Raw genomic sequence first — 21,330 nt, 5'->3', positions numbered from 1 at the left:
ACCGACGGTATTTGCCGGGTGTTTTCAACTAGATCGGCGATCATCGTTGCATTGAGTGCAGATGAGCATAAAAAGCCCTGCACAGGCAGGGCTTTTGGAGGGGCGCAGGGAAGCTTAAGCGCGCAGCCAGGAGTCAACGGTGCTCGCACCATATTGTTCCTTCCAGGCTTTCAGGCCGCGGTGATTGCCGCCTTTGGTTTCGATCAGTTCACCGGTGTGCGGGTTTTGATAAACCTTGACTACGCGGGCGCGGCGAGTTTTGGGCGCGGCGGCCAGCTGGAGGCTGGATTTTGGGTTCGGATCGAGAATGGCGATAATGTCGCGCAGGCTCTTGCCATAGGTTTTCATCAGCCCCTGGAGCTTTTCTTCGAATTCGATTTCTTTCTTGAGCCCGGCGTCGTTCTTCAGCGATTCCAGCTGCGCGAGCTGTTCTTGAAGGGCCTTTTCAGCGGCACGAAATTCAGCGAGTCTGGACAATATCTTTACTCCAATAGTGTGTTTGGCTGATACCAACCGCAAACAAAGCTATAAGCCAAGAGCCTTGTAGCGACTCGGTGTTAACGGCTCACCTGCCAATCGTGCACAGGCAATAAAAATTGTAGTAGTTAATTCGCTCAGAGTAAATCACGTCTTTTTCTTCATGTAACGCATGCGGCTATTTGATGCAATTGGGTACGGGGGGCCATTTGTTGAGGGTTTCTGTGGAGCGCTACGAGTGGCTAATTAGTGGCTGTTCAACGCAATAATGAAGTCGCTGCCCGGCATCGGTCGTCCAAATAGGTAACCTTGCAGAAAGTTCACCCCATGGCGGGCAAGATAATCACTCTGTTCAATGGTTTCGACCCCTTCGGCAACGATACCAAGGTCCAGCTTGGCCGAGAGTTCGATGATGCTGTCGAGTATATGGCGGGACAAGGCATCGACCCCGATCATCGCCACAAAACTTTGGTCGATCTTCAAAAAATCCACATTGAACTGGCGCAAATAGCCCAGGCTCGAATGCCCGGTGCCGAAGTCATCGATCGCAATCATTACCCCCAGTTCATGTAACTGTTCGAACAATTGAAGGGTGATGGCGCTGGGCTCGATCAGCTCGCGCTCGGTCAGCTCCAGAACCAGCGAGACTTTGCCTGGCGGGAAGGCCGAGAGAAATTCGCGACAATCGTCTACCAGCTCAAGGTCATTGCAGTGGCTCGCGGTGATATTGATCCCGATGTGAAAGCGCTCCTGGAACGACTGCGCATGCGGGGCGAGTAACGTTGCAGTCTGGCGCATCAACGAGCGAGTCATTGGCACGATCAGGCCGGAGTGCTCGGCGAACGGAATGAACAGATCCGGACGCACCAGACCTTCTTTCGGGTGCTTCCAGCGCATCAATACCTCAATGCCGGCCCACTGTTTAGTGTCGCCGTGGACCACCGGCTGGAAGTAAGGAATGAACTCATGGGCTTCCAGTGCCCGCTGTAGTTCGTGACTCTGTGATGACGAGCGCTTCTGTAGCCAATGACCAATGGTCCCGGCAATCACCCCGAAGAAGATCAGCAGACTGAAAAGCGGCGGGTATTCACTTTTCATGTAGCGCCAGACTTCGCCTTCGGGAAAACCGGCCTCGACCTCAAAGGCATACCGCGAAGATTCAAGATTGCTTCGGGCTACCGCTAATACGGGCAGGGCGCCCTCATGGACCTTGCCATCGGCCGACAACCAGTGGGGCCCGACTTGCAGTAACAGCAGGGTCTTGCGGCCAATCAGCCGCAGGACATTGCTCAGGTGATAGCCGTCAAGGGAGGTCAGGGCGCCTTGTTTGCCATTGCTGAGGCGATACACCAACAATGCGGTATTGGGCGTGACCGGATTACCGTTCATCAACCACAACGTGCCTTGGGTGTACTCGCCAGGATCAACCTCTGCCTGATAGTCGCCAAACAGCGAGCTGCAATACAGGTTGTTGTCCCACACCAGATTGGTCGAGCGCACAAAGGGCCGGCGCGTGACTTGTTCGCGCAATGCCAGTTTTACGTCGACGCAAGGTTGTCCCGCCAGCGGCAGCAGTTCTTGTGCCGCCTGCGCGGTGTTGTCGAGCATCAAATCAAATTGGTGCACCGCTTCTTCGGCCGTTTGGTAGGTGCTTTGCTCCAGCACCCGTTCGGCTTGCATGTGCAGAATGACGACACCCAGTAGCACCGGAACCAGGCCAATCAGCAGCGTAATGAGGTGGCGAGTCAGCGGCGTGCGGCGGGCTTTGACGGTCAAGGGCATTTGTGGAACCTGTGACGATGGACTAGGGCACTCAGATAGAGAAGGGCTCTCAAATGCAGGAAGGGCGCAGGCTTGCCTCTCAAAAAGAGTACAGACACGGGCCATGATAGATGGCGTACAGGCTTTGTGCTTTCAACGGTAGTCCAGACTTATGGCCAACTTGATAAACGCCAGGGTGGCCGGCGATGACTGGCGCTGGTCGAGAACCGCCAGACCGACCTGGCGTTTGACCGGCGGTGTGAGGGGCTTTGTCACGTAGCGCGGCTGTTCCGCGTTTGGCAGCGAAAGTTCGGCGACCAGTGTCAAGGCATCGCCACGGCTGACGGTTTCCAGCGTGCTGAGCAGTTGCGAGCTGCGATAGCGAATGTCCGGGGTCAGCCGGGCAGCGCTGAACAGGCGCGAAACCAGTTCCGAGGAGCCTGCTTCGGTGAGAATGAACGGGTCGTGACACAGATCACCCAAGGTCAGGCTGTCGCGCCCGGCGAGCCGATGATTGGCCGGGATCAGCGCGACCATCTGGTCTTCCACCAGCGCAAAGGTGTCGAACCGCTCCTCGGGCAACACCACAAAACCGATATCGATGCGCCGTTCTTCAAGCCATTGCAGTACTTGCCGATCCGGGCCTTCATCGATATGGACCTCGATCCCGGGATAAGCCGCGCGGTAGTGCTGCAAAATCTTCGGCAGCAATTTGATCGACGAGGTCGGTCCGAATGAGCCGATGCGCAGCGTGCCGCGCTTCATCCCACGGGCATCAGCAGCTTCCTGGCGCAGGGTGCTGGCCAGCCCGAGCATGGCGCGGGCGCGTAACAACAGCTGTTGACCGATATCGCTGAGCTCGATGTGGGACTGATGCCGTCTGAGCAACTCGACGCCGAGTTCCTGCTCCAGCGACTTGATGGCATGGGACACCGCTGACTGAGTGATGCCCAGACGGTTGGCCGCACTGGTGAAACCGTGCAGCTCGGCCACCAGCGAAAAAATCTCGAGTTGGGTCAGAGTCATGAGCATTTACTCATTTTACGATGATCGGACATTACGCAAAGAATACGTCATCTGACTGCTTTCTTACCGTGGAGATTTATGAAAAGCCTTGTCCAGAGCGGCTTCCGTGATTCGGATGTTCCGGTTTACCTGAAGCTCGCCACCGTCACCATGATCTGGGGCGGGACCTTCGTTGCCGGCCGGTTTCTTGCCGACTCGCTCAGCCCGTTATTGGCCGCGAGCCTGCGCTTTCTGCTGGCCAGCCTGGCCTTGCTGCTGTTCATGGCGCTGGCGCGTATCCCTTTGGCGCGCCCGACCTTCAGGCAGTGGTTGCAGTTGGCGGTGTTGGGTTTTTTCGGGATCTTCTTTTACAACCTGTGTTTCTTTTACGGCTTGCACTACATCAACGCTTCTCGTGCATCGCTGATCGTGGCGCTCAATCCGGCTGTCATCGGGTTGGCGTCGTGGCTGCTGTTCAAGGAGCGCTTGAGTCGAGCCAAAGTCGCGGGCATCGCGGTGTGCATCGCGGGGGCAGGGGTGGTGATTGTCAGTCGAAACCAGCACGTGTTTGCTGGCGGCGCCGCGAACACCTGGGTCGGTGATTTGCTGATTCTTGGTTGTGTGTTGGGCTGGGGCATTTACTCGCTGTTTTCCAAAGGCCTGAGCCAAACGTTAGGCCCGCTGCACACCGTCACCTATTCAATTGTGCTGGGCACCTTGATGTTATGGGCGACCAGCGCGGTGCGCGGCGAGGTGAGTCTTGAGGTGCTGCGCGGATTGCAGGTGGGGCAGATTCTCAGCCTGTTGTATCTGGGCGTACTCGGTTCGGCGCTGGCCTACATCTGGTACTACGACGGTATCCGAAAAATCGGCGCCACCCGTTCGGGGGTGTTCATCGCGCTGAATCCGCTGACGGCGGTGCTGCTTGGCGCGCTGTTGCTGGGCGAGCAACTGAGCCTGGCGATGTACCTGGGAGGCGGGGCGATTCTGCTGGGGATCTACCTGTGCAACAAACCCCTTGCACCGGCCTCAAAAAGGGGGATTTTATAGAGAAGGCGGACAAACCTGGTTACGCTGTGTAGAATCGAGTTACGCATATAAGAATAACGTCTTCTGGCAGCAGAAGCCTCGCCCGCAAGAGCCTTGGGTCGACAATGAAGATATTTGGGTTCCAATTGATCTACGGTGATTTTCTCGCCCGCAGTGTGCGAGGTATCTCCTGCGCGCCACCTGCCGCTCTCAGCATTGCTTGTAACTAACGTTCCGTTAATTCCAAAAGCAGCATGATGAGGCGCCAACCATGGCAGATTTATACGAAAACCCAATGGGCCTGATGGGCTTTGAATTCATCGAATTCGCATCGCCGACCCCGAATACCCTTGAGCCGATCTTCGAGATCATGGGTTTCACCAAGGTCGCGACCCACCGTTCCAAAGACGTGCACCTGTACCGTCAGGGCCAGATCAACCTGATCCTCAACAACGAACCTCACAGCGTGGCCTCGTACTTCGCGGCTGAACACGGCCCGTCGGTGTGCGGCATGGCGTTCCGCGTCAAGGATTCGCAAAAAGCCTACAAGCGAGCCCTGGAACTCGGTGCCCAGCCGATCCACATCGAAACCGGCCCGATGGAGCTGAACCTGCCGGCGATCAAAGGCATCGGCGGCGCGCCGCTGTACCTGATCGACCGTTTCGGTGAAGGCAGCTCGATCTACGACATCGACTTCGTGTTCATCGAAGGCGTCGACCGCAATCCGCCAGGGGCCGGCCTGAAGATCATCGACCACCTGACCCACAACGTGTATCGCGGCCGTATGGCCTATTGGGCGAACTTCTACGAGAAGCTGTTCAACTTCCGCGAAATCCGTTACTTCGACATCAAGGGCGAATACACCGGCCTGACTTCCAAGGCCATGACGGCTCCGGATGGCATGATCCGCATCCCGCTGAACGAAGAGTCGTCCAAGGGCGCCGGGCAGATCGAGGAGTTCCTGATGCAGTTCAACGGCGAGGGCATCCAGCACGTTGCCTTCCTCTCCGATGACTTGATCAAGACCTGGGATCATTTGAAAAAGATTGGCATGCGCTTCATGACCGCGCCGCCAGAAACCTACTACGAAATGCTTGAAGGCCGTTTGCCGAACCACGGCGAGCCGGTCAACGAACTGCAAGCGCGGGGGATTCTGCTGGACGGTTCGTCCGAGTCGGGCGACAAGCGTTTGCTGCTGCAAATCTTCTCGGAAACCCTGATGGGCCCGGTGTTCTTCGAATTCATCCAGCGTAAAGGCGACGATGGCTTCGGCGAAGGCAACTTCAAGGCACTGTTCGAATCCATCGAACGTGACCAGGTCCGCCGTGGTGTGCTCGCGACTGAGTAATTTGCTTTAGATGTGAAAAAGCCCGGTCAGACATAACGTCTGACCGGGCTTTTTTTATACTGACTTCTTTCGCTGCCGGACCAAGTGCTTGAACCCTTCGAGCATCAACACCAGCATTGCCAACCAGATCGGTATATAGGTCAGCCATCCTCCAGCCTTGATGCTTTCCCCCAGCAGCAACGCAACGCCGAGCAACAGCACCGGTTCGACATAGCTCAGCAGTCCGAACAGACTGAAGGGCAGCAACCGATTGGCGATGATGTTCACCATCAGTGCCGAGGCGCTGATTACCCCAAGCAGCGGGATCAACAGCGACAGCCACGGATGTTGATCGAATACCGCAAAACCTTGTTCACCGCTGTGCACGAACCAGTACGCCACGGGTAGCAGCAGCGCCATGTCCAGCCACAAACCGCCGAGATTATCCGCCGCCAGGCGTCGACGCAGCACGAAGTAGATCGGGTAACCGATGGCCACCAACAACGTTGCCCAAGAAAAACTGTTCACCTGGTACAGCTCATTGAGCACGCCAAGGGTGGCAAGAAACACGGCGATTTTTTGCAGGTACGAGAGCTGTTCGCCATAGACGACGCGCCCGGTCAGGACCATCGTCAGCGGCAGCATGAAGTAGCCCAGCGAAACATCAAGGCTGTGGCCGTTCAGCGGTGCCCACATGAATAACCAGAGTTGCACACCCAGCAAGGCCGAAGACAGCAGCAGCCCCCCCAGCAATGCCGGTTTGCCTGCCACCCTGCGGAGGAGTTCGACCACGCGTTTCCATTCGCCAGAAATTACCATGTACAACGTCATGCACGGGACGGTCAACAGCATCCGCCAGCCGAAGATTTCCACGCCGCTCAGGGGAGACAGCAATGAGGTGTAGAAATACATGACGGCGAACAGCACTGAGGCTGACACCGATAGAGCAATACCTTTAGACAAACTGTCCTCGCGAGACTTGATGTGAGCGTGAAGCGGGTGCAGAGGATACGTGGTTTTCCAGCTAAATATTGCCCGAGCGATCAACACCGACCCTATGTGGGAGCGAGCTTGCTCGCGATGGCGGCTTCACATTCAACATTGATGTTGGCTGGTAGACCGCTATCGTCGGAGCGCCGCCCGGAGCAAGCTCGCTCCCACTCAGGCGTGTGTGTTCAGTTAGTTGCTATGCGGTTTACGCCCCGACACAAAATGGCTCACATCGTTGAACCCTGGGGTCGACGAATGCCCTGGCGTCACCAGCGAATCAATGAAGGCTTCGTCTTCGGCGGTGATCTTTACCGACAGGGCCTTGGTGTAGGCGTCCCATTGTGCTTCGGTGCGCGGGCCGACGATGGCCGAGCTGACGGCTGAGTTGTTCAGGACCCAGGCGATGGCGAACTCGACGATGCCGACGCCGCGCTCCTGGGTGTACGCCTGAATTTGCTGGGCAATGCGCAACGACTCGACCCGCCATTCGGTTTCCAGGATGCGCTTGTCCTGACGACCGGCGCGGCTGTTGACGTCCGGGGTGACGTCCGGCGCGTACTTGCCGCTCAACACGCCACGGGCCAACGGGCTGTAAGGCACCACGCCAAGGCCGTAGGCGTTGGCGGCGGTGATTTGTTCGGTTTCGGCCTGGCGGTTGACAATGTTGTACAGCGGCTGGCTGATCACCGGTTTGTCGACGCCGAGTTTCTCGGCCACGCGAATCACGTCGCTGATACGCCAGCCACGGTAGTTGGACAGGCCCCAGTAACGGATCTTGCCTTGGCGAATCAGGTCGCCGATGGCCGACACCGTGACTTCCAGCGGCGTATTGTGGTCTTCGCGGTGCAGGTAATAGATGTCCAGATAATCGGTGCCCAAGCGGGTCAGGCTGGTATCGATACCATTGAAAATGTGCTTGCGGCTCAGCCCACTGCGATTCGGCACACCGTCGACCGGGCCGAAGCCGACCTTGGAGGCCACCACCCATTCCTGACGGTGACTGGCAATCGCTTCACCGACGATTTCCTCGGAGCGGCCGTTGGTGTACACGTCCGCCGTGTCGATGAAGTTGACGCCCTGATCCCAGGCCTTTTCGATGATGCGCAACGAATCTGCGGTGCTGGTCTGCTCGCCAAACATCATGGTGCCCAGCGTCAATGTGGAAACCTGTAGTCCGGAATGGCCGAGGGTGCGGTAGCTCATGTGCAAAGTCCTTTTACCGGTGGGAAAGGTTCAATCAAATACCAGAACAACCGCACGGGGCAAACGGAATTATCGAACACCTCAGATCAAATGTGGGAGCGGGCTTGCTCGCGAAGACGGTGGTCAATTCAATATTGATATTGACCGATAGACCGCTTTCGCGAGCAAGCCCGCTCCCACACTGATTGCTGGGGATTACACGCGCAAGGTGCGGGTCATGCGCAGTGCCAGCAAACTGCCGCTGACAATCACGCCGGCCAGCAGGTACAGCGCGGTGTCGGTCGAGCCGGTGCTGTCCTTGACCCAACCCACCAGGTACGGGCTGAGGAAACCGGCCATCTGGCCCATGGAATTGATCAACGCCAGGCCACCGGCAGCAGCGCCGGCGCTGAGCATGGCGGTCGGCACCGGCCAGAACATCGGCAGGCCGGTGAGGGCGCCCATGGTGGCGATGGTCAGGCCAAGAATGGCAATGGCCGGGTTGGCGGCGAAGTTCACCGCGATCAACAGCCCCGCTGCGCCCATCAGCATCGGCACCACCAAATGCCAGCGACGTTCTTTATGCAGGTCGGCCGAGCGACCCACCATCAACATGAACACCGCCGCCAGCAGGTACGGAATCGCACTGAGCCAACCGATCACCAGGTTATCGGCGAAACCGAGGTTCTTGATGATCGACGGCAACCAAAAGTTGATCGCGTAAACGCCACTCTGAATGCAGAAGTAGATCAGGCCGAACGCCCAGATCGCCGGGTTCTTGAACACCGCCAGCAATGAGTCGGTGGAGGCTTTTGGTTTGTTGGCCCAATCGACGGCTTGATCCGCCTCAAGGACTGCACGCTCTTCTGGCTTCAGCCATTGGGCGCTGGCGACGTTGTCGCTGAGCAGGAAGAACGCTAGGGCGCCGAGAGTGATGGTCGGAATGCCTTGCAGCAGGAACATCCACTGCCAGCCGGCAAGACCGCTCTGACCGGCGGCGAAGTGGTTGAGGATCCAGCCAGAGAACGGGCTGCCGAGCAGGCCGGACACCGGGATCGCCGACATGAACAGCGCCATGATGCGGCCACGGCGGAATGTCGGGAACCACTGCGAGAGGTAAAGCACCACGCCCGGGAAGAACCCGGCTTCGGCGGCTCCGGTAAACAGACGCAGGGTGTAGAACTCGGTGGGTGTGGTAACGAGCAGCAGGCAGGTCGACAGCGTGCCCCAGGTGACCATCATCAGCGCGATCCAGCGCCGTGGGCCGAATTTGCTCAGCGCCAGGTTGCTCGGAACGCCGCACAGCACGTAGCCGATAAAGAAAATTCCGGCCCCGAGGCCGTACACGGTTTCGCTGAATTTCAGCGCGTCGAGCATCTGCAGTTTGGCAAATCCAACGTTGACCCGGTCGAGGTAGTTGAACAGGTAGCAGATGAAGATGAAGGGGATCAGGCGCAGGGTAACGCGCTTGTAGACGGCGTTTTTATCGTCATCGGTGGCCAGGGTGGCAGCGGCGCTCTGTGACATGGCGGGTCTCTCTTTATTATGATTTTTTGCGATGCGAGGGTAACGTTGATCGCCTGGAGAGTCTCGGTCACCCCTAAGCGGATGTCTTTGTGCCTGAGCACAGGGTTTGCGCCAACAGCCTGTGCGGGTGAACAATCAATCACCGTACGTTTTCAAGGATTACCCCGCATGTTCGAACTCGATCACGACCTGGCGCAGGATATCGTCGACCGGGCGATGGCTATCCTGCCGTACAACGTCAATGTCATGGACAGCCAGGGGCTGATCCTTGGTAGCGGCGAGCCGGAGCGGGTCAATACCCGCCACGAAGGTGCGCAGCTGGTGCTGGCGAATGGGCGGGTGGTGGAAATCGACGCCCAGACCGCCGCGCACCTCAAAGGCGTGCAGCCGGGCATCAATTTGCCGTTGCTGCTCGATCAGCGCCTGATCGGCGTGTTGGGCATTACCGGTGAGCCCGAACAACTGCGAACCTATGCCGAGCTGGTGCGCATGACTGCCGAGATGCTGGTTGGCCAGCGTAACCAGCAGGCCGAGCAGCAATGGCGTCGTCAGCGTTGCGACGATCTGCTGGCGCTGCTGCTCAGCGAGGCGGGGGATTCGCCGCGACTGATCGACGAAGCGCAGCAAATGGGCCTCAAACCGCAACTGTCGCGTACCCCTTATTTGTTCGAGTTGGGCCTGGAGCATGGGGCCGGGCAAACCGTCGAGGCCTTGAGTGCCTGGCTGATCTCGCGCTATCCCGACAGTTGGTGCGTAAGTTCCGCCAAGTCATCGTTGCTGTGGTGCCGACCGACCACGCAAACGGTGGAAAACGAGCGCTTGCTGGAAAAACTCGAAGGTCTGGGCTGGAACATTCTACGGATCGCCGTGGGTGGCCAGGCTAACGGTTTGCAAGGCTTGCGCCGTTGCTATCGAAGGGTTGGCGACTTGCTGGCCTATGGGCGTGACGTGCTGCCCAACAGTCGATTGTTGACGCTGAACCGCTATCGACTGCCGGTGATGCTCTGGCGCCATCGCAACGACGATGCGCTGGACGAGTTGCTCAGCCCACTGCGCAAAGTCATTGCCAAGGACGCTAACGGCCAACTGTTGGCGACATTGCGCAGCTGGTGCGAGCACGACGGACAAAGCCAGGCCTGTGCCGATGCGTTGGGCATCCATCGCAACAGCTTGCGCTACCGCATGGAGCGCATCGCCGAACTCAGTGGCGTTGACCCGTTGCGCCTCGATGGCATGCTCGCGCTGTACCTGGGCGTGCAACTGCTGCCGCAGACCGACACCAAACCATGAACGACACAAATCCCTGTGGGTTTTGTGAGAATGAACAATAAACCCCTGCTGCACTTGTGCAACGGACCGGCGTTATTGTTCATTTCAACTGGCAGCATGGGCTCCATTGGAACTGGAGAATTCACATGAAAATCGTCATCGCCCCTGATTCGTTCAAGGACAGCCTGAGTGCCGAAGCCGTGGCCGACGCCATCGCGTTGGGACTGGCCGAGGTCTGGCCGGACGCGACGCTGGTCAAGTGCCCGATGGCTGACGGCGGGGAAGGGACGGTCGAGTCAATTCTTGCCGCTTGCGAGGGTGAGCTACGCAGCGTCACCGTACGGGGGCCGCTCGGCACACAGGTCGAGGCGCATTGGGGCTGGTTGCCTCATAGCCACACCGCGATCATCGAAATGGCCGAGGCCAGCGGTTTGCAATTGGTGCCGGTGGGCCAGCGCGATGCGTGCATCAGTAGCACATTCGGCACGGGCGAACTGATCCGCGCGGCACTCGATGCGGGGGCGCAGCGGATCATCCTGGCCATCGGCGGCAGTGCCACCAACGACGCGGGTGCCGGTGCGTTGCAGGCGCTGGGTGTGCGCTTGCTCGATGACCGGGGGCAGACATTGAAACCGGGTGGCCTGGCGCTGGCGCAACTGGCGCAGATCGATCTGAGTCACAGGGATCCGCGTTTGGCCAACGTGCGCTTCGAGATCGCCGCCGACGTCAACAATCCACTGTGCGGCCCCCACGGTGCCTCAGCAATATTCGGCCCGCAGAAAGGTGCATCGGTCGAGCAGGTTCAACAGTTGGATCAGGCCCTTGGGCATTTCGCCGGGCTCTGTGCCCAGGCCTTGGGAAACGATCTGCGTGACGAGCCGGGCAGTGGCGCGGCGGGCGGACTGGGTTTTGCCGCCAAGGCGTTTCTCGGCGCGCAATTTCGCGCGGGTGTGGAAGTGGTTGCCGATCTGGTTGGCCTGGCGGATGCGGTGCGCGATGCGGATCTGGTGATCACCGGCGAGGGCCGTTTCGACGCCCAGACCTTGCGCGGCAAAACGCCATTTGGCGTGGCGCGTATCGCCCAACAGCAGGGCGTGCCGGTGATTGTCATCGCCGGCACCCTCGGCGAGGGCTATCAGCAAATGTACGAACAGGGTGTGGACGCAGCATTCGCGCTCGCGTCCGGGCCCATGACACTGGAGCAAGCCTGCACCGACGCCCCGTGCCTGTTGCGTGATCGAGCACGGGACATCGCCCGTGTCTGGCGCACGGCGCTTCGCAAGGACTGATGACAGTCATTGCCTGACAAGTGTTTCACCCTTGAAACACTTGTCATGTCCAGAAATATATTTCTCTCGCGCCTGCATAAAACCTAAAGCCCTGCCGATACAGGGTATAGGCGCACACCCCCCCAGACAAAGTCGCCTACCTGCACGCCGGGAGCGATCCCCTGCCTGCCAGCGTTCACTGCATGGATGCTCAAAGACTTCACTGCCCCGAGAGTTATCCTATGTCTTTGCGTAACATGAATATCGCGCCTCGAGCTTTCCTGGGTTTTGCTTTCATTGCGTTGCTGGTCATCGGGCTCGGCGTATTTGCCGCGAATCGAATGTCGATCATTCGTCAGGCGTCCATCGACATGCAAACCAACCAACTGCCCAGCGTAGCCTTCCTTGGGAATATCTCGGAGAGCGTTTTGCGCATGCGCATTCTGTCGTTCCGTGTGCTGGTCAACCGCGACGCGGCCGGGTTGCAAGAAGCTGAAACCCGCATCACCGTACTCGCTGACAAGGCCAGGCAAGCTCAAAAGAGCTATGCAGCCCTGCCAGCCGGCCCGGAGGAAGCGGCGCTGTACAAAACCTTTGCCGCCACCCTGGACAGCTATCTGCAAGCGCAAAGCCAGATGATGGACCTGTCGCGGCAGAACAAACTCGATGACCTGCGCAACCTGATCAATACGCGTATCAAGGAAGGTACCGATTTGATGGGCGAGCAGTTGAACAAGCTGATCGCTATTAACCAGGCGGGCGCAACCGAAGCCGATGCCGTAGCCGGCGACCAATATTCTTACGCCACCAACGGCATCATCGCGGTGTCGGTGATCGCCGCGCTGGTGACGGTGTTGCTGGCCTGGCTGCTGACCCGCAGCATCGTCACACCGCTGAACCGTGCCGTTGCCGCGGCCGAATCCATCGCTGGCGGTAACCTGACCCAACCCATTGAAGTCGACGGCAAGGACGAACCGGCGCGTTTACTCGGCGCCTTGTCGACCATGCAAGCCAACTTGCGCAAAACCCTCGAGCAGATCGCCGGTTCCGCGAATCAGCTGGGTGCTGCGGCAGAAGAGCTCAGCGCCGTGACCGAGGAAGCGTCACGCGGTCTGCAACAGCAAAACAACGAAATCGAACAGGCCGCGACCGCCGTCAACGAAATGACCGCCGCCGTGGAAGAGGTCGCACGTAATGCGGTGTCGACGTCCGAAGCGTCGAATCAATCGACCCAGGCCGCCCGCGAAGGTCGCGACCGCGTGGTGGAAACCGTTAACGCGATTCAGACCATGACCCATGACGTGCAAACCACCTCGCTGATGATCGAAGGCCTGGCCACTCAGGGCCGCGATATCGGCAAGGTGCTGGACGTGATTCGGGCGATTGCCGAGCAAACCAACCTGCTGGCACTCAACGCCGCCATAGAAGCGGCGCGTGCCGGTGAAGCCGGGCGCGGATTCGCGGTGGTGGCAGACGAGGTCCGCGCCTTGGCGCATCGCACCGCGCAATCGACCCAGGAAATCGAAAAAATGGTCGCGGGGATTCAAAACGGTACCGGCGAAGCAGTCGATTCCATGCAGCAAAGCAACCAGCGCACTCACTCTACGCTGGAACTGGCCCGTGCTGCCGGCGTGGCGCTGGAGCAGATCACCCAGTCGATCCACCAGATCAACGAGCGCAACCTGGTGATCGCCAGCGCCTCGGAAGAACAGGCCCAGGTGTCGCGCGAAGTGGACCGCAACCTGGTGAACATCCGCGATCTGGCCACCCAATCGGCCGCCGGTGCCAACCAGACCAGCGCCGCCAGCCATGAGCTGTCGCGTCTGGCGGTTGATTTGAATGCGATGGTGGCGCGTTTCGTGATTTGAGATAGGGTTCAATGTGGAGTGTGCGCGACAGGAGAAGTACATGCGCTATTCAGCCTTGACCCAACGAATCGCCGGTGACGGAGCCGATGCCTGGCAGATTCACTACCGAGCGCTGGAGTTGCGCGAGCGGGGCGTCGATGTACTGCTGCTGTCGGTCGGCGACCCGGATTTCGATACGCCGAAGCCGATCGTCCAGGCGGCCATCGACAGCTTACTGGCCGGTGATACCCACTATTCGGAAGTGCGCGGCACGCGGTCGCTGCGCACCAGCATCGCCCGTCGTCACACCCGGCGCAGCGGTCAGCGGGTGGATGCCGACCATGTGCTGGTGCTGCCGGGCGCGCAGTGTGCGGTGTATTCGGTGGTGCAATGCCTGCTCGACCCGGGTGATGAAGTGCTGGTCGCCGAACCGATGTACGTGACTTACGAAGGCGTGTTCGGCGCCTGCGGGGCGAAAGTGGTGCCGATTGCGGTGCGGCCGGAGAACGGTTTTCGCGTTGACCCGGCCGATGTCGCCGCACGGATCACCCCGAAAACCCGCGCAATTCTGCTCAACAGTCCGAACAACCCTTCCGGGGCCAGCCTGTCGTTGCCGATCTGGCAGGCCCTGGCGCGTTTGTGCATCCAGCATGACCTGTGGCTGATCAGCGACGAGGTCTACAGTGACCTGTTGTATGAAGGTGAGCACATCAGTCCGGCCAGCCTGCCGGGGATGGCCGAACGCACGGCGACCGTGAACAGTCTGTCGAAATCCCACGCCATGAGTGGCTGGCGAGTCGGTTGGGTGATCGGCCCAAAGCCGCTGACCGAACACCTGGAGAACCTGTCGTTGTGCATGCTCTTTGGCCTTCCGGACTTCGTGCAGAACGCCGCGTGTGTGGCGCTGGAGGCTGACTTGCCGGAGCTCGAACTGATGCGCAACGAGTACCGCGCACGGCGTGATCTGGTGTGCGCGCGCTTGAGCGACTGCCCGGGCATCAACCCGGTCGTCCCGGATGGCGGGATGTTCGTGATGGTCGATGTGCGCCAGACCGGAGTCGGCGCGCAGGCGTTCGCCGAGAAATTGCTGGAAGGTTATGCCGTGTCAGTACTGGCCGGTGAAGCGTTCGGGCCGAGTGCGGCGGGGCATATCCGCATTGGGCTGGTGCTGGACCAACAGCGCCTGGCCGAAGCCTGCCGCCGGATCGTACGCTGCGCGGCAGACTTGCTGAAAACCCATCGTTAACCTCGCTACCCACTCCTTCAACCCCCCATGCCGATTGCCCGGATACGCCTGCGTTTCAGCTGCGCGTCATCGGGTCGGCGTTTAGGCGCCTGTGAGAAAAGTCGCATTAAACCGACAGACGGTCGTTAGACCTGTCAGATCTGACAGTAGCCGGTGTCGGGGATAGGGCGTTTAATTTCTAGCAAGGGTTGCAGACCCCCTCTCGGTTATCAAAGAGACATCGCCGGCACTGGATTCTGAAAGAAGCAGGCGCATGTTATTGATCGCAGAACGTTACCGACAAAACGCCTCTCGGCGCACGTTGAATGTTGCCCAGAGGAAAGTGGATTGTTCTTGGGTTTTATCGACCCGGACATACATCAGTTCAACTGTGATGGAGAACGTGAAATGACTGCTAAAGAAAGTCTGGGGCCAGTATCGAAGCTCAGCGCCGCACAAATTGTTGCCAAACAATCTCGCTTCAACTATCGCTCTTTCAACCTTTCAGGTCCGAAGGCGAATAATCAGAAACCGGAAATTGACGGGTTGATTGAAGAGGGGCTGGTGCCTAAAGCGCTACTGGATACCCCTGAACTCACCGTTAAAATGATGGGGATGATTGAAGAAAAAAGGGGTGATGAGGTTGAACTCGTTTTGTACGATCAGCGAAATGTGGATGATCCTGAGGGTGGGGTAGTTATTGGTGCAACCGTGCTTTTACCTCCACCGCCAAGGACTTACCCAATCAATCTTCCGCTACCGACCGACCAAATACCTGATGATGACGGGGGTAATTACTCAACCTTTTACAAGTTAAGGCTCAGAGTCTGGCGTGGTGATACAGGGAACTCTGATCATTCTGACCCGCTGGAGCTTAGAGCTGACAAGTTTGCGCCTTATCAAAGCAAAGTTGATGGCGTTCGTAGCTCGGGCCCGAAACCAATCTATCGAAATGTACCCGGCGATGTAATTGATGACGCTTGGCTCAAGGCCAATACTGAACTTCAGTTGACTATTGACGCCACTTATCCATTCTACCGGACCAATGATACCGTTCGGGTTTTTGTCTCGGATACTTATTCGGATACCGCTCCGCCAACACCGACGTATTCCACAACGTTACCTCCCAGCGGTCTGGTTAATATTCCTGTTGCAGATTTGGGGTCGCCGACGACAGGGAAATATTATGTCTATTATAATTTGACCGATAGCGTAGGGAATATCAGTAAAGTTTCATTCGCCAGTACGTTGGAAGTAAACCTGCGACCTGAACCTGTGCTGCTTGCCCCCACAATCCCCAAAGCTGTATTGCCGGATGTACTGGACTTCAAGGATCTCGAGTCACCTGTTTATGTCATCGTAGAGCGCCCATTACATGCATTGGATAACGATGACATTTTACTGTGTGTAGACACGGATGCCTCTCCTGTACAACAGTTGCCGATGGGCTCGGGGACTCAACTTCGGTTCACATTGAACTACATTCACCTCAAGCACTTGATCACCGATCCTTATGCTCTGGTTGACACTAAACTTTATTACTACCTGAAGCGCGGTATTGAGACCCCTCGTAAATCGCCTGAACGAGATTTCACCATTGACTTCACGTACAGAGGCCCGGTCAACCCGAACCTGCCGGAACTGGAAAACGGTGAGATGGTGCCCGTTGATGTTTTAGGGGGCTCCGGAACACTGAATCATGTAACCGCGGCCGACCGTGGAAAGCCGGTGACTATCAAGAGCACCTTGACTAAGCCGACAGATCCCTGGCAATCGTACGGCGATGAAATTCTAAAATTTTGGTTCGACGGCAAGGTAGTCGCAAGCTTTGCTCTTAGGGGGGGGCCTGTACCAGAGGAAGACCGTACATTTGATATGAGTCCCGACGTCATTGATAACGCCGGGCCGGGCAAAAAAATTGCCCAGTGGAGCATCGAGGAAGACGGCGGTCGCAACGTCATGTTCTCTCCGAAAACCGAAGTAACGATTGATGAAGTCTCCGTTACTTTTCCTGCACCTACGGCACCCACTTATGAAGTCGATGATGGTAATGGTAGTGGTGGCAAGAAGCGGGTAGTGAACTGCAGAAGCGTGTCGGGCTCTGGAACAAATCGCCTGTTGCCTGTGACCGTCATTATTGATTCTACACACATGCCAACGGGCACCACTGTCACGGTGCATTCAATCGGTACTACGGACGCTGCCGGGCTTGATGAGATCTTAGGTACCGAGTTCTTTGAGGACTATCCAATCAATGGAGGAGAGGTCGGTGGAGTGTTCCAGGTGAATATTCAACCGTACTTGACAAAAATCAAACCCATTCAACCAACGCAAGCCTCTGGTCTTCCAAATGGCTATATCAAGATCTGGTACACCGTGCCGGTAAGTGGTAAGCAGACCAAGTCTCTTGAGTTTTTGAATGAAGTGGCGCTGCTGGGTTCTGGTGGTAACTATTGTGAGGGAACACCAACACTTTAATAAATAGGTGTCGTTTCAAAAATAGAAGGGAGAGGTCCGACGCCTCTCTCTTTTTTTGATGACTCTATTCAAACGATGCGGGAACAATCTCATTGGTATTGATGATTAGTCCTACATACCGGTGTCAGCTATCGCCGTAGTCTGCCGGCCATCACGGGAAGGGTCACAACCCTACCGAATCTCTGTCCGCGACTATCATCCGGAAATTTCATCATGTCGTTAATGCAACGGTTTAGCCTGAGCCCCTTTTTCATCGGGTTCTGTACACCATCACTGGCTCTTGTGTCGCTGATGCCCCCTTATGCCAGTGCAGCAGACCTGGTCGGCACAAGCCGTACGGTCAGCGCCCCTGGGCTGACCGAGAGCTGGAGGCTTTCCCAGGGGGCAACGTTAACGGTCGACGGCATGTCGACCTTCGAGATCTCGGCCGTGGGTGGTTCAACGGTCAATCTTGTGGGCGCAACCGTCAACGGTATCGGCGGCCGGGCCGGTGTCGAACTGTCCAACAGCACCGCGAACATTACCGGCAGCACCATCAATAGCAACCGCCTGGGTCTGCAAGTCGCCCATGTGAATGGCTCTACCACCGGGTCTACCGCAACGGTGACCAGCAGTACCATCAGCGGTGAAACAGGAGGCGCTCGCGTCACAGCCTTCAGCACCCTTGGGTTATCGGATACCACACTGGAAGGCACCGGAGCAACGAGCTCTGGGCTTTCGATATTGAATGGCAATGTGTCTGCCACTAATCGCAGCCACATCATCGGTGGCCAGGATGGCGTGGTGTTCGGTCTTGAACGTGCCGATGTGCAGCCCAGTAAGCTGGTGCTGGACAATTCAAGCGTGGAAGGTCGAACGAGGTCGGCGATTGTTGTCGATTACGCTGGTGCGACCAGCGCTGCGACGGAAATTGAAGTCCGCAATGGCTCGACCCTCAAGGGTGGCAACGGCACGATTCTCGAGGTCGCGGGTGCGGCGTCGGTCAACATGAACGTTGGCGCAAGCGCACTGCAAGGCAATGTTCAGGTGGCCGGTAACAGCACCGCGAACCTGAGCTTCAATCAAGGCTCGCTGACCGGTGATGTGATTGCCGAGTCGGGCAGCACGGCGAATGTTCAGCTGCAGCAAGGTTCACATTTGATCGGACGCATGGAGAACGCAGCCGTGGTTGGTATCGACCATCAATCTGGATGGACGTTGACCGGTAACAGCCGGGTCGGTGACCTGCACACAGAGGGCACTGTCAGGTTTGGTGCCGATAATGGCAATGACTACAAACAACTGGATGTGACCAACCTGTCGGGCGAAGGCCTGTTTATCATGCGCACCCATTTCACCACGGGTGAGACCGATCTGTTGAACGTCACCGGGACCACTGCCGGCAATCATCAGCTGTTGATCACCAGCAGTGGTGTCGATCCAGCCAGCGGCCAGCCGATCACTGTGGTGCACACACAAGGGGGAAATGCGCAGTTCTCGCTGGCCAATGCCGATGGTGCGGTCGATCTAGGGACCTATTCCTACGGGCTGAGTCAGGATGCGGCCGGCAAAGACTGGTTCCTCGATCCGACCAAGCGCACTGTCAGCCCTTCCACTCAGGTCGTCAGTGCCTTGTTTGGTGCGCCGCTCACCGTGTTGTACGGCGAAGACGCCTCGTTGCGCACGCGCATGGGCGAAGTGCGCTTCAACACCGACAAGTCGGGTGCCTGGAGTCGCGCATATGGCAATAAGTACAGCGTTGGCGGGGATTTCGGCGATGGTTATCGGCAAACCCAGCAAGGCTTCGCGCTGGGTGTCGATGCACCTTTGAGCGACGGTCAATGGTTGCTGGGTGTGATGGCCGGGTACAGCCAGTCGGACCTCAGTCTGAGCCACGGTTCTTCCGGCACCGTCGACAGTTACTATCTGGGCAGCTACCTGACCTGGATGGATGACGTGAGCGGGTACTATGTCGATGGTACCGTCAAGCTCAACCGCTTCGAGAGCAAGGCGGATGTCGCGATGAGTGATGGTACCAAGTCCAAGGGGGATTATGGCAACACCGGTGTGAGCGGCTCCGTGGAGTTCGGCCGCAACATCAAACTCGACGATGGCTATTTCATCGAACCCTTCACTCGGTGGACGACCGCGTTCATTCAGGGCCAGGACTATGAGCTGGACAACGGCATGCAGGCCAAGGGCGATCGGACCTATTCATTCGTGGGCAAGGCGGGGGTGACGGCAGGTCGTGACATGCCGATGGCCAACGGTGGCACGCTGCAACCTTATGTCCGTGCGGCGCTGGCCCACGAGTTTTCCAAAGGTGACGAGTTCAAGGTCAACGACACTGCGTTCAGCCATAACCTCTCCGGATCGCGCTTTGAAGTAGGGGCGGGGGTTGCCATGAAACTGACGGATCGCTGGAGTGCACACGCCGAGGTCGAGTACATGAACGGCAAGAACATCGAAATGCCGATTGGCGGGACGCTGGGCGTGCAGTTCAAGTGGTAATGGGTGAGTAGCTTTTTATCGCTGCGCAATCGTAAAGCCCTGTCTCTATCGAGACAGGGCTTTTGTACTTAAGGGTTTTCACTGGTTAACAGGGTATCGAATGCGCCATCAGCCGCGGTGGAGCGGGCATCAGTGTCTTTCTTTTTGATCTGCGCGTTAAAGGCACCTGAGAATCGGCTGCCCGCAACATTGAGTTGAAAATCTATATCTCCTGATACTGCCAGCTGACTGGTCGGGTTCTGTGGGTCCGTGTAATCAACGAGTTCAATGGTAACGAAGCCTGGTCTGTCCTCACCAACCTGATGATTCCCGTCGGAGAGTGTTTTGGAGAACACGATTAAAAATACCCGTAGGCGTTTTTCATCGCTATCCCTTTCAGTCGCTTCCACTACCCAGGTTTCACCCCGGTTCGGGCTTGTGCTGCTGCGCAGCGCTGTCCCGCTGGCCTTGAACTCGTCGGCACCCTCCAGCGTGACGTCGAAGTAGTCTTGTGTGCTGGTTTTTTTTGCGGCTACGTTCATGGTTGCTTTCTCCCTGGTAATTAACAAAGAATCCACAGATAGATAACCATCGCTAACTCATGGATTAACTAATCAGAACGCAGTCGCACTGCGCTGTAAACTGTCATATATAACAGTTTACAGAGGGTGTTTTATGTGGGTCGTTGTTGTGAGGTTTTATGTATGTGGAATGTTATTTCAAAAACATATAACCGCTAGTTGAAAGGCTTTTTGAATTTTTCAGGCGTTTCATCAACTAAACAACCCCGCGGCGATATTGATCGAAAAACCAAGGATGGCCGTGTTGAACAGAAAACCGATCAATGACTGCGCAAGTACGGTCTTGCGTAAACCGCGTGTGGCCACTCCGACATCGGCGGTTTGCACCGCCACGCCGATGGTGAAGGAGAAGTACAGAAAGTCCCAGTAATTAGGGTTCAACAGGCCCTCGGCAAAACGCAGCGCCGGGTCCTTGCCGTTCCAGGTGTAGAACAGCCGCGCGTAGTGCACGCTGAAAATCACCCCGACCAATAACCACGAACCGATTACCGTCATCCCGGTGAAGGCGTAGTGCAATAGCCTTCGGCTGGTTTCCAGGTCTTTGCTGCCCGCCAGTTCGAAGGTGATAGCGGCGAGGCTGGCAATCGCCGCCATGCAGACGATGAACAGCACCAGCCCGGCGTTTTCATCCTCGACTTCGGCGATGCGTTTGACGTCATCGGCTCGCGCACGCACGGTCAGCCAGAGCATCAACACCAGGTAGGTCCAGACGCCGGCATTCCAGCCGATCAGGATCTTGCTGATGAGTGAGTCGGCCGGAGCCAGGAGGCTGACCGCCACCCCCAGCAGGGTGGCGGCGGTCAGGCGCGGGTGGGTGCGCAGGAGGTGGGGCATGGAGGCTCGATACGTCAGGGCTTTGCAACACCTTAGCTCAGCACAGTCCGTTGTGACCACA

The 21,330-nt window shown here is 57.6% G+C and carries 16 protein-coding genes and 1 pseudogene; 9 read left to right on the top strand and 8 right to left on the bottom strand.

Annotated elements, in window-relative coordinates; all coding sequences use genetic code 11:
* Positions 1 to 114 precede the first annotated feature (114 nt).
* The 3 genes from AC1RPZ_RS13540 to AC1RPZ_RS13530 form a co-directional block, all read right to left on the bottom strand.
* Positions 115 to 477: a histone-like nucleoid-structuring protein, MvaT/MvaU family gene (locus tag AC1RPZ_RS13540; RefSeq protein WP_493137551.1), complete on the bottom strand. Its 363-nt coding sequence runs from the start codon at positions 475 to 477 to the stop codon at positions 115 to 117.
* 246 nt (positions 478 to 723) lie between these two features.
* On the bottom strand, positions 724 to 2,259 hold the full coding sequence (locus tag AC1RPZ_RS13535; protein ID WP_493137550.1) for an EAL domain-containing protein: 1,536 nt from the start codon (positions 2,257 to 2,259) through the stop codon (positions 724 to 726).
* A gap of 132 nt (positions 2,260 to 2,391) precedes the next feature.
* Entirely contained in the window at positions 2,392 to 3,264 is an 873-nt protein-coding gene (locus AC1RPZ_RS13530; RefSeq protein ID WP_493137549.1) for a LysR family transcriptional regulator, read from the bottom strand.
* A 78-nt stretch (positions 3,265 to 3,342) separates the two neighbouring features.
* On the opposite strand from AC1RPZ_RS13530, the gene AC1RPZ_RS13525 reads away from it, so the two are divergent.
* A complete protein-coding gene (locus AC1RPZ_RS13525; protein WP_493137548.1) occupies positions 3,343 to 4,293 on the top strand; it encodes a DMT family transporter in 951 nt (316 codons plus the stop codon).
* Between the two features lie 250 nt (positions 4,294 to 4,543).
* The gene (gene hppD, locus AC1RPZ_RS13520; RefSeq protein WP_493137547.1) at positions 4,544 to 5,620 is read left to right on the top strand and encodes a 4-hydroxyphenylpyruvate dioxygenase; all 1,077 of its coding nucleotides are present in this window, start codon (positions 4,544 to 4,546) and stop codon (positions 5,618 to 5,620) included.
* Positions 5,621 to 5,674: 54 nt separating this feature from the next.
* On the opposite strand, the gene rarD is transcribed toward hppD, so the two are convergent.
* From rarD to AC1RPZ_RS13505, 3 genes are all read right to left on the bottom strand, one after another.
* A complete protein-coding gene (gene rarD / locus AC1RPZ_RS13515) occupies positions 5,675 to 6,562 on the bottom strand; it encodes an EamA family transporter RarD (protein ID WP_493137546.1) in 888 nt (295 codons plus the stop codon).
* Between the two features lie 216 nt (positions 6,563 to 6,778).
* Positions 6,779 to 7,792, bottom strand: a complete 1,014-nt coding sequence (locus AC1RPZ_RS13510; RefSeq protein WP_493137545.1) for an aldo/keto reductase — start codon at positions 7,790 to 7,792, stop codon at positions 6,779 to 6,781.
* Between the two features lie 195 nt (positions 7,793 to 7,987).
* Positions 7,988 to 9,298 (bottom strand): MFS transporter, encoded by a 1,311-nt coding sequence (locus tag AC1RPZ_RS13505; RefSeq protein ID WP_493137544.1) that lies wholly within the window; start codon positions 9,296 to 9,298, stop codon positions 7,988 to 7,990.
* Between the two features lie 168 nt (positions 9,299 to 9,466).
* Here AC1RPZ_RS13505 and AC1RPZ_RS13500 point away from each other — a divergent pair, with 168 nt between their 5' ends.
* The 7 genes and pseudogenes from AC1RPZ_RS13500 (at position 9,467) to AC1RPZ_RS13470 (ending at position 19,875) form a co-directional block, all read left to right on the top strand.
* On the top strand, positions 9,467 to 10,588 hold the full coding sequence (locus AC1RPZ_RS13500) for a sugar diacid recognition domain-containing protein (RefSeq protein WP_493137543.1): 1,122 nt from the start codon (positions 9,467 to 9,469) through the stop codon (positions 10,586 to 10,588).
* Between the two features lie 125 nt (positions 10,589 to 10,713).
* Positions 10,714 to 11,856 (top strand): glycerate kinase, encoded by a 1,143-nt coding sequence (locus AC1RPZ_RS13495; RefSeq protein ID WP_493137542.1) that lies wholly within the window; start codon positions 10,714 to 10,716, stop codon positions 11,854 to 11,856.
* A gap of 182 nt (positions 11,857 to 12,038) precedes the next feature.
* A pseudogene (locus AC1RPZ_RS13490) lies at positions 12,039 to 12,845 on the top strand (MCP four helix bundle domain-containing protein); the annotation flags it as partial.
* Positions 12,840 to 13,703, top strand: a complete 864-nt coding sequence (locus AC1RPZ_RS13485; RefSeq protein ID WP_493137764.1) for a methyl-accepting chemotaxis protein — start codon at positions 12,840 to 12,842, stop codon at positions 13,701 to 13,703. The pseudogene AC1RPZ_RS13490 and the gene AC1RPZ_RS13485, both read left to right, overlap by 6 nt.
* A gap of 40 nt (positions 13,704 to 13,743) precedes the next feature.
* On the top strand, positions 13,744 to 14,928 hold the full coding sequence (locus tag AC1RPZ_RS13480; RefSeq protein WP_493137541.1) for a pyridoxal phosphate-dependent aminotransferase: 1,185 nt from the start codon (positions 13,744 to 13,746) through the stop codon (positions 14,926 to 14,928).
* Positions 14,929 to 15,315: 387 nt separating this feature from the next.
* A complete protein-coding gene (locus tag AC1RPZ_RS13475; RefSeq protein ID WP_493137540.1) occupies positions 15,316 to 17,385 on the top strand; it encodes a hypothetical protein in 2,070 nt (689 codons plus the stop codon).
* Between the two features lie 291 nt (positions 17,386 to 17,676).
* Entirely contained in the window at positions 17,677 to 19,875 is a 2,199-nt protein-coding gene (locus AC1RPZ_RS13470; protein WP_493137539.1) for an autotransporter outer membrane beta-barrel domain-containing protein, read from the top strand.
* A 68-nt stretch (positions 19,876 to 19,943) separates the two neighbouring features.
* On the opposite strand, the gene AC1RPZ_RS13465 is transcribed toward AC1RPZ_RS13470, so the two are convergent.
* Positions 19,944 to 20,396 carry a hypothetical protein gene (locus tag AC1RPZ_RS13465; RefSeq protein WP_493137538.1) on the bottom strand — a complete coding sequence of 151 codons (453 nt, stop codon included), beginning with the start codon at positions 20,394 to 20,396 and terminating at the stop codon, positions 19,944 to 19,946.
* 231 nt (positions 20,397 to 20,627) lie between these two features.
* On the bottom strand, positions 20,628 to 21,269 hold the full coding sequence (locus tag AC1RPZ_RS13460) for a DUF1345 domain-containing protein (protein ID WP_493137537.1): 642 nt from the start codon (positions 21,267 to 21,269) through the stop codon (positions 20,628 to 20,630).
* Positions 21,270 to 21,330 lie beyond the last annotated feature (61 nt).

It is taken from the genome of Pseudomonas sp. GW822-FHT02D10, from assembly GCF_058802345.1.
Note: the sequence above shows the minus strand (reverse complement) of the source record. Positions and strands in the feature narration are given on the sequence as shown.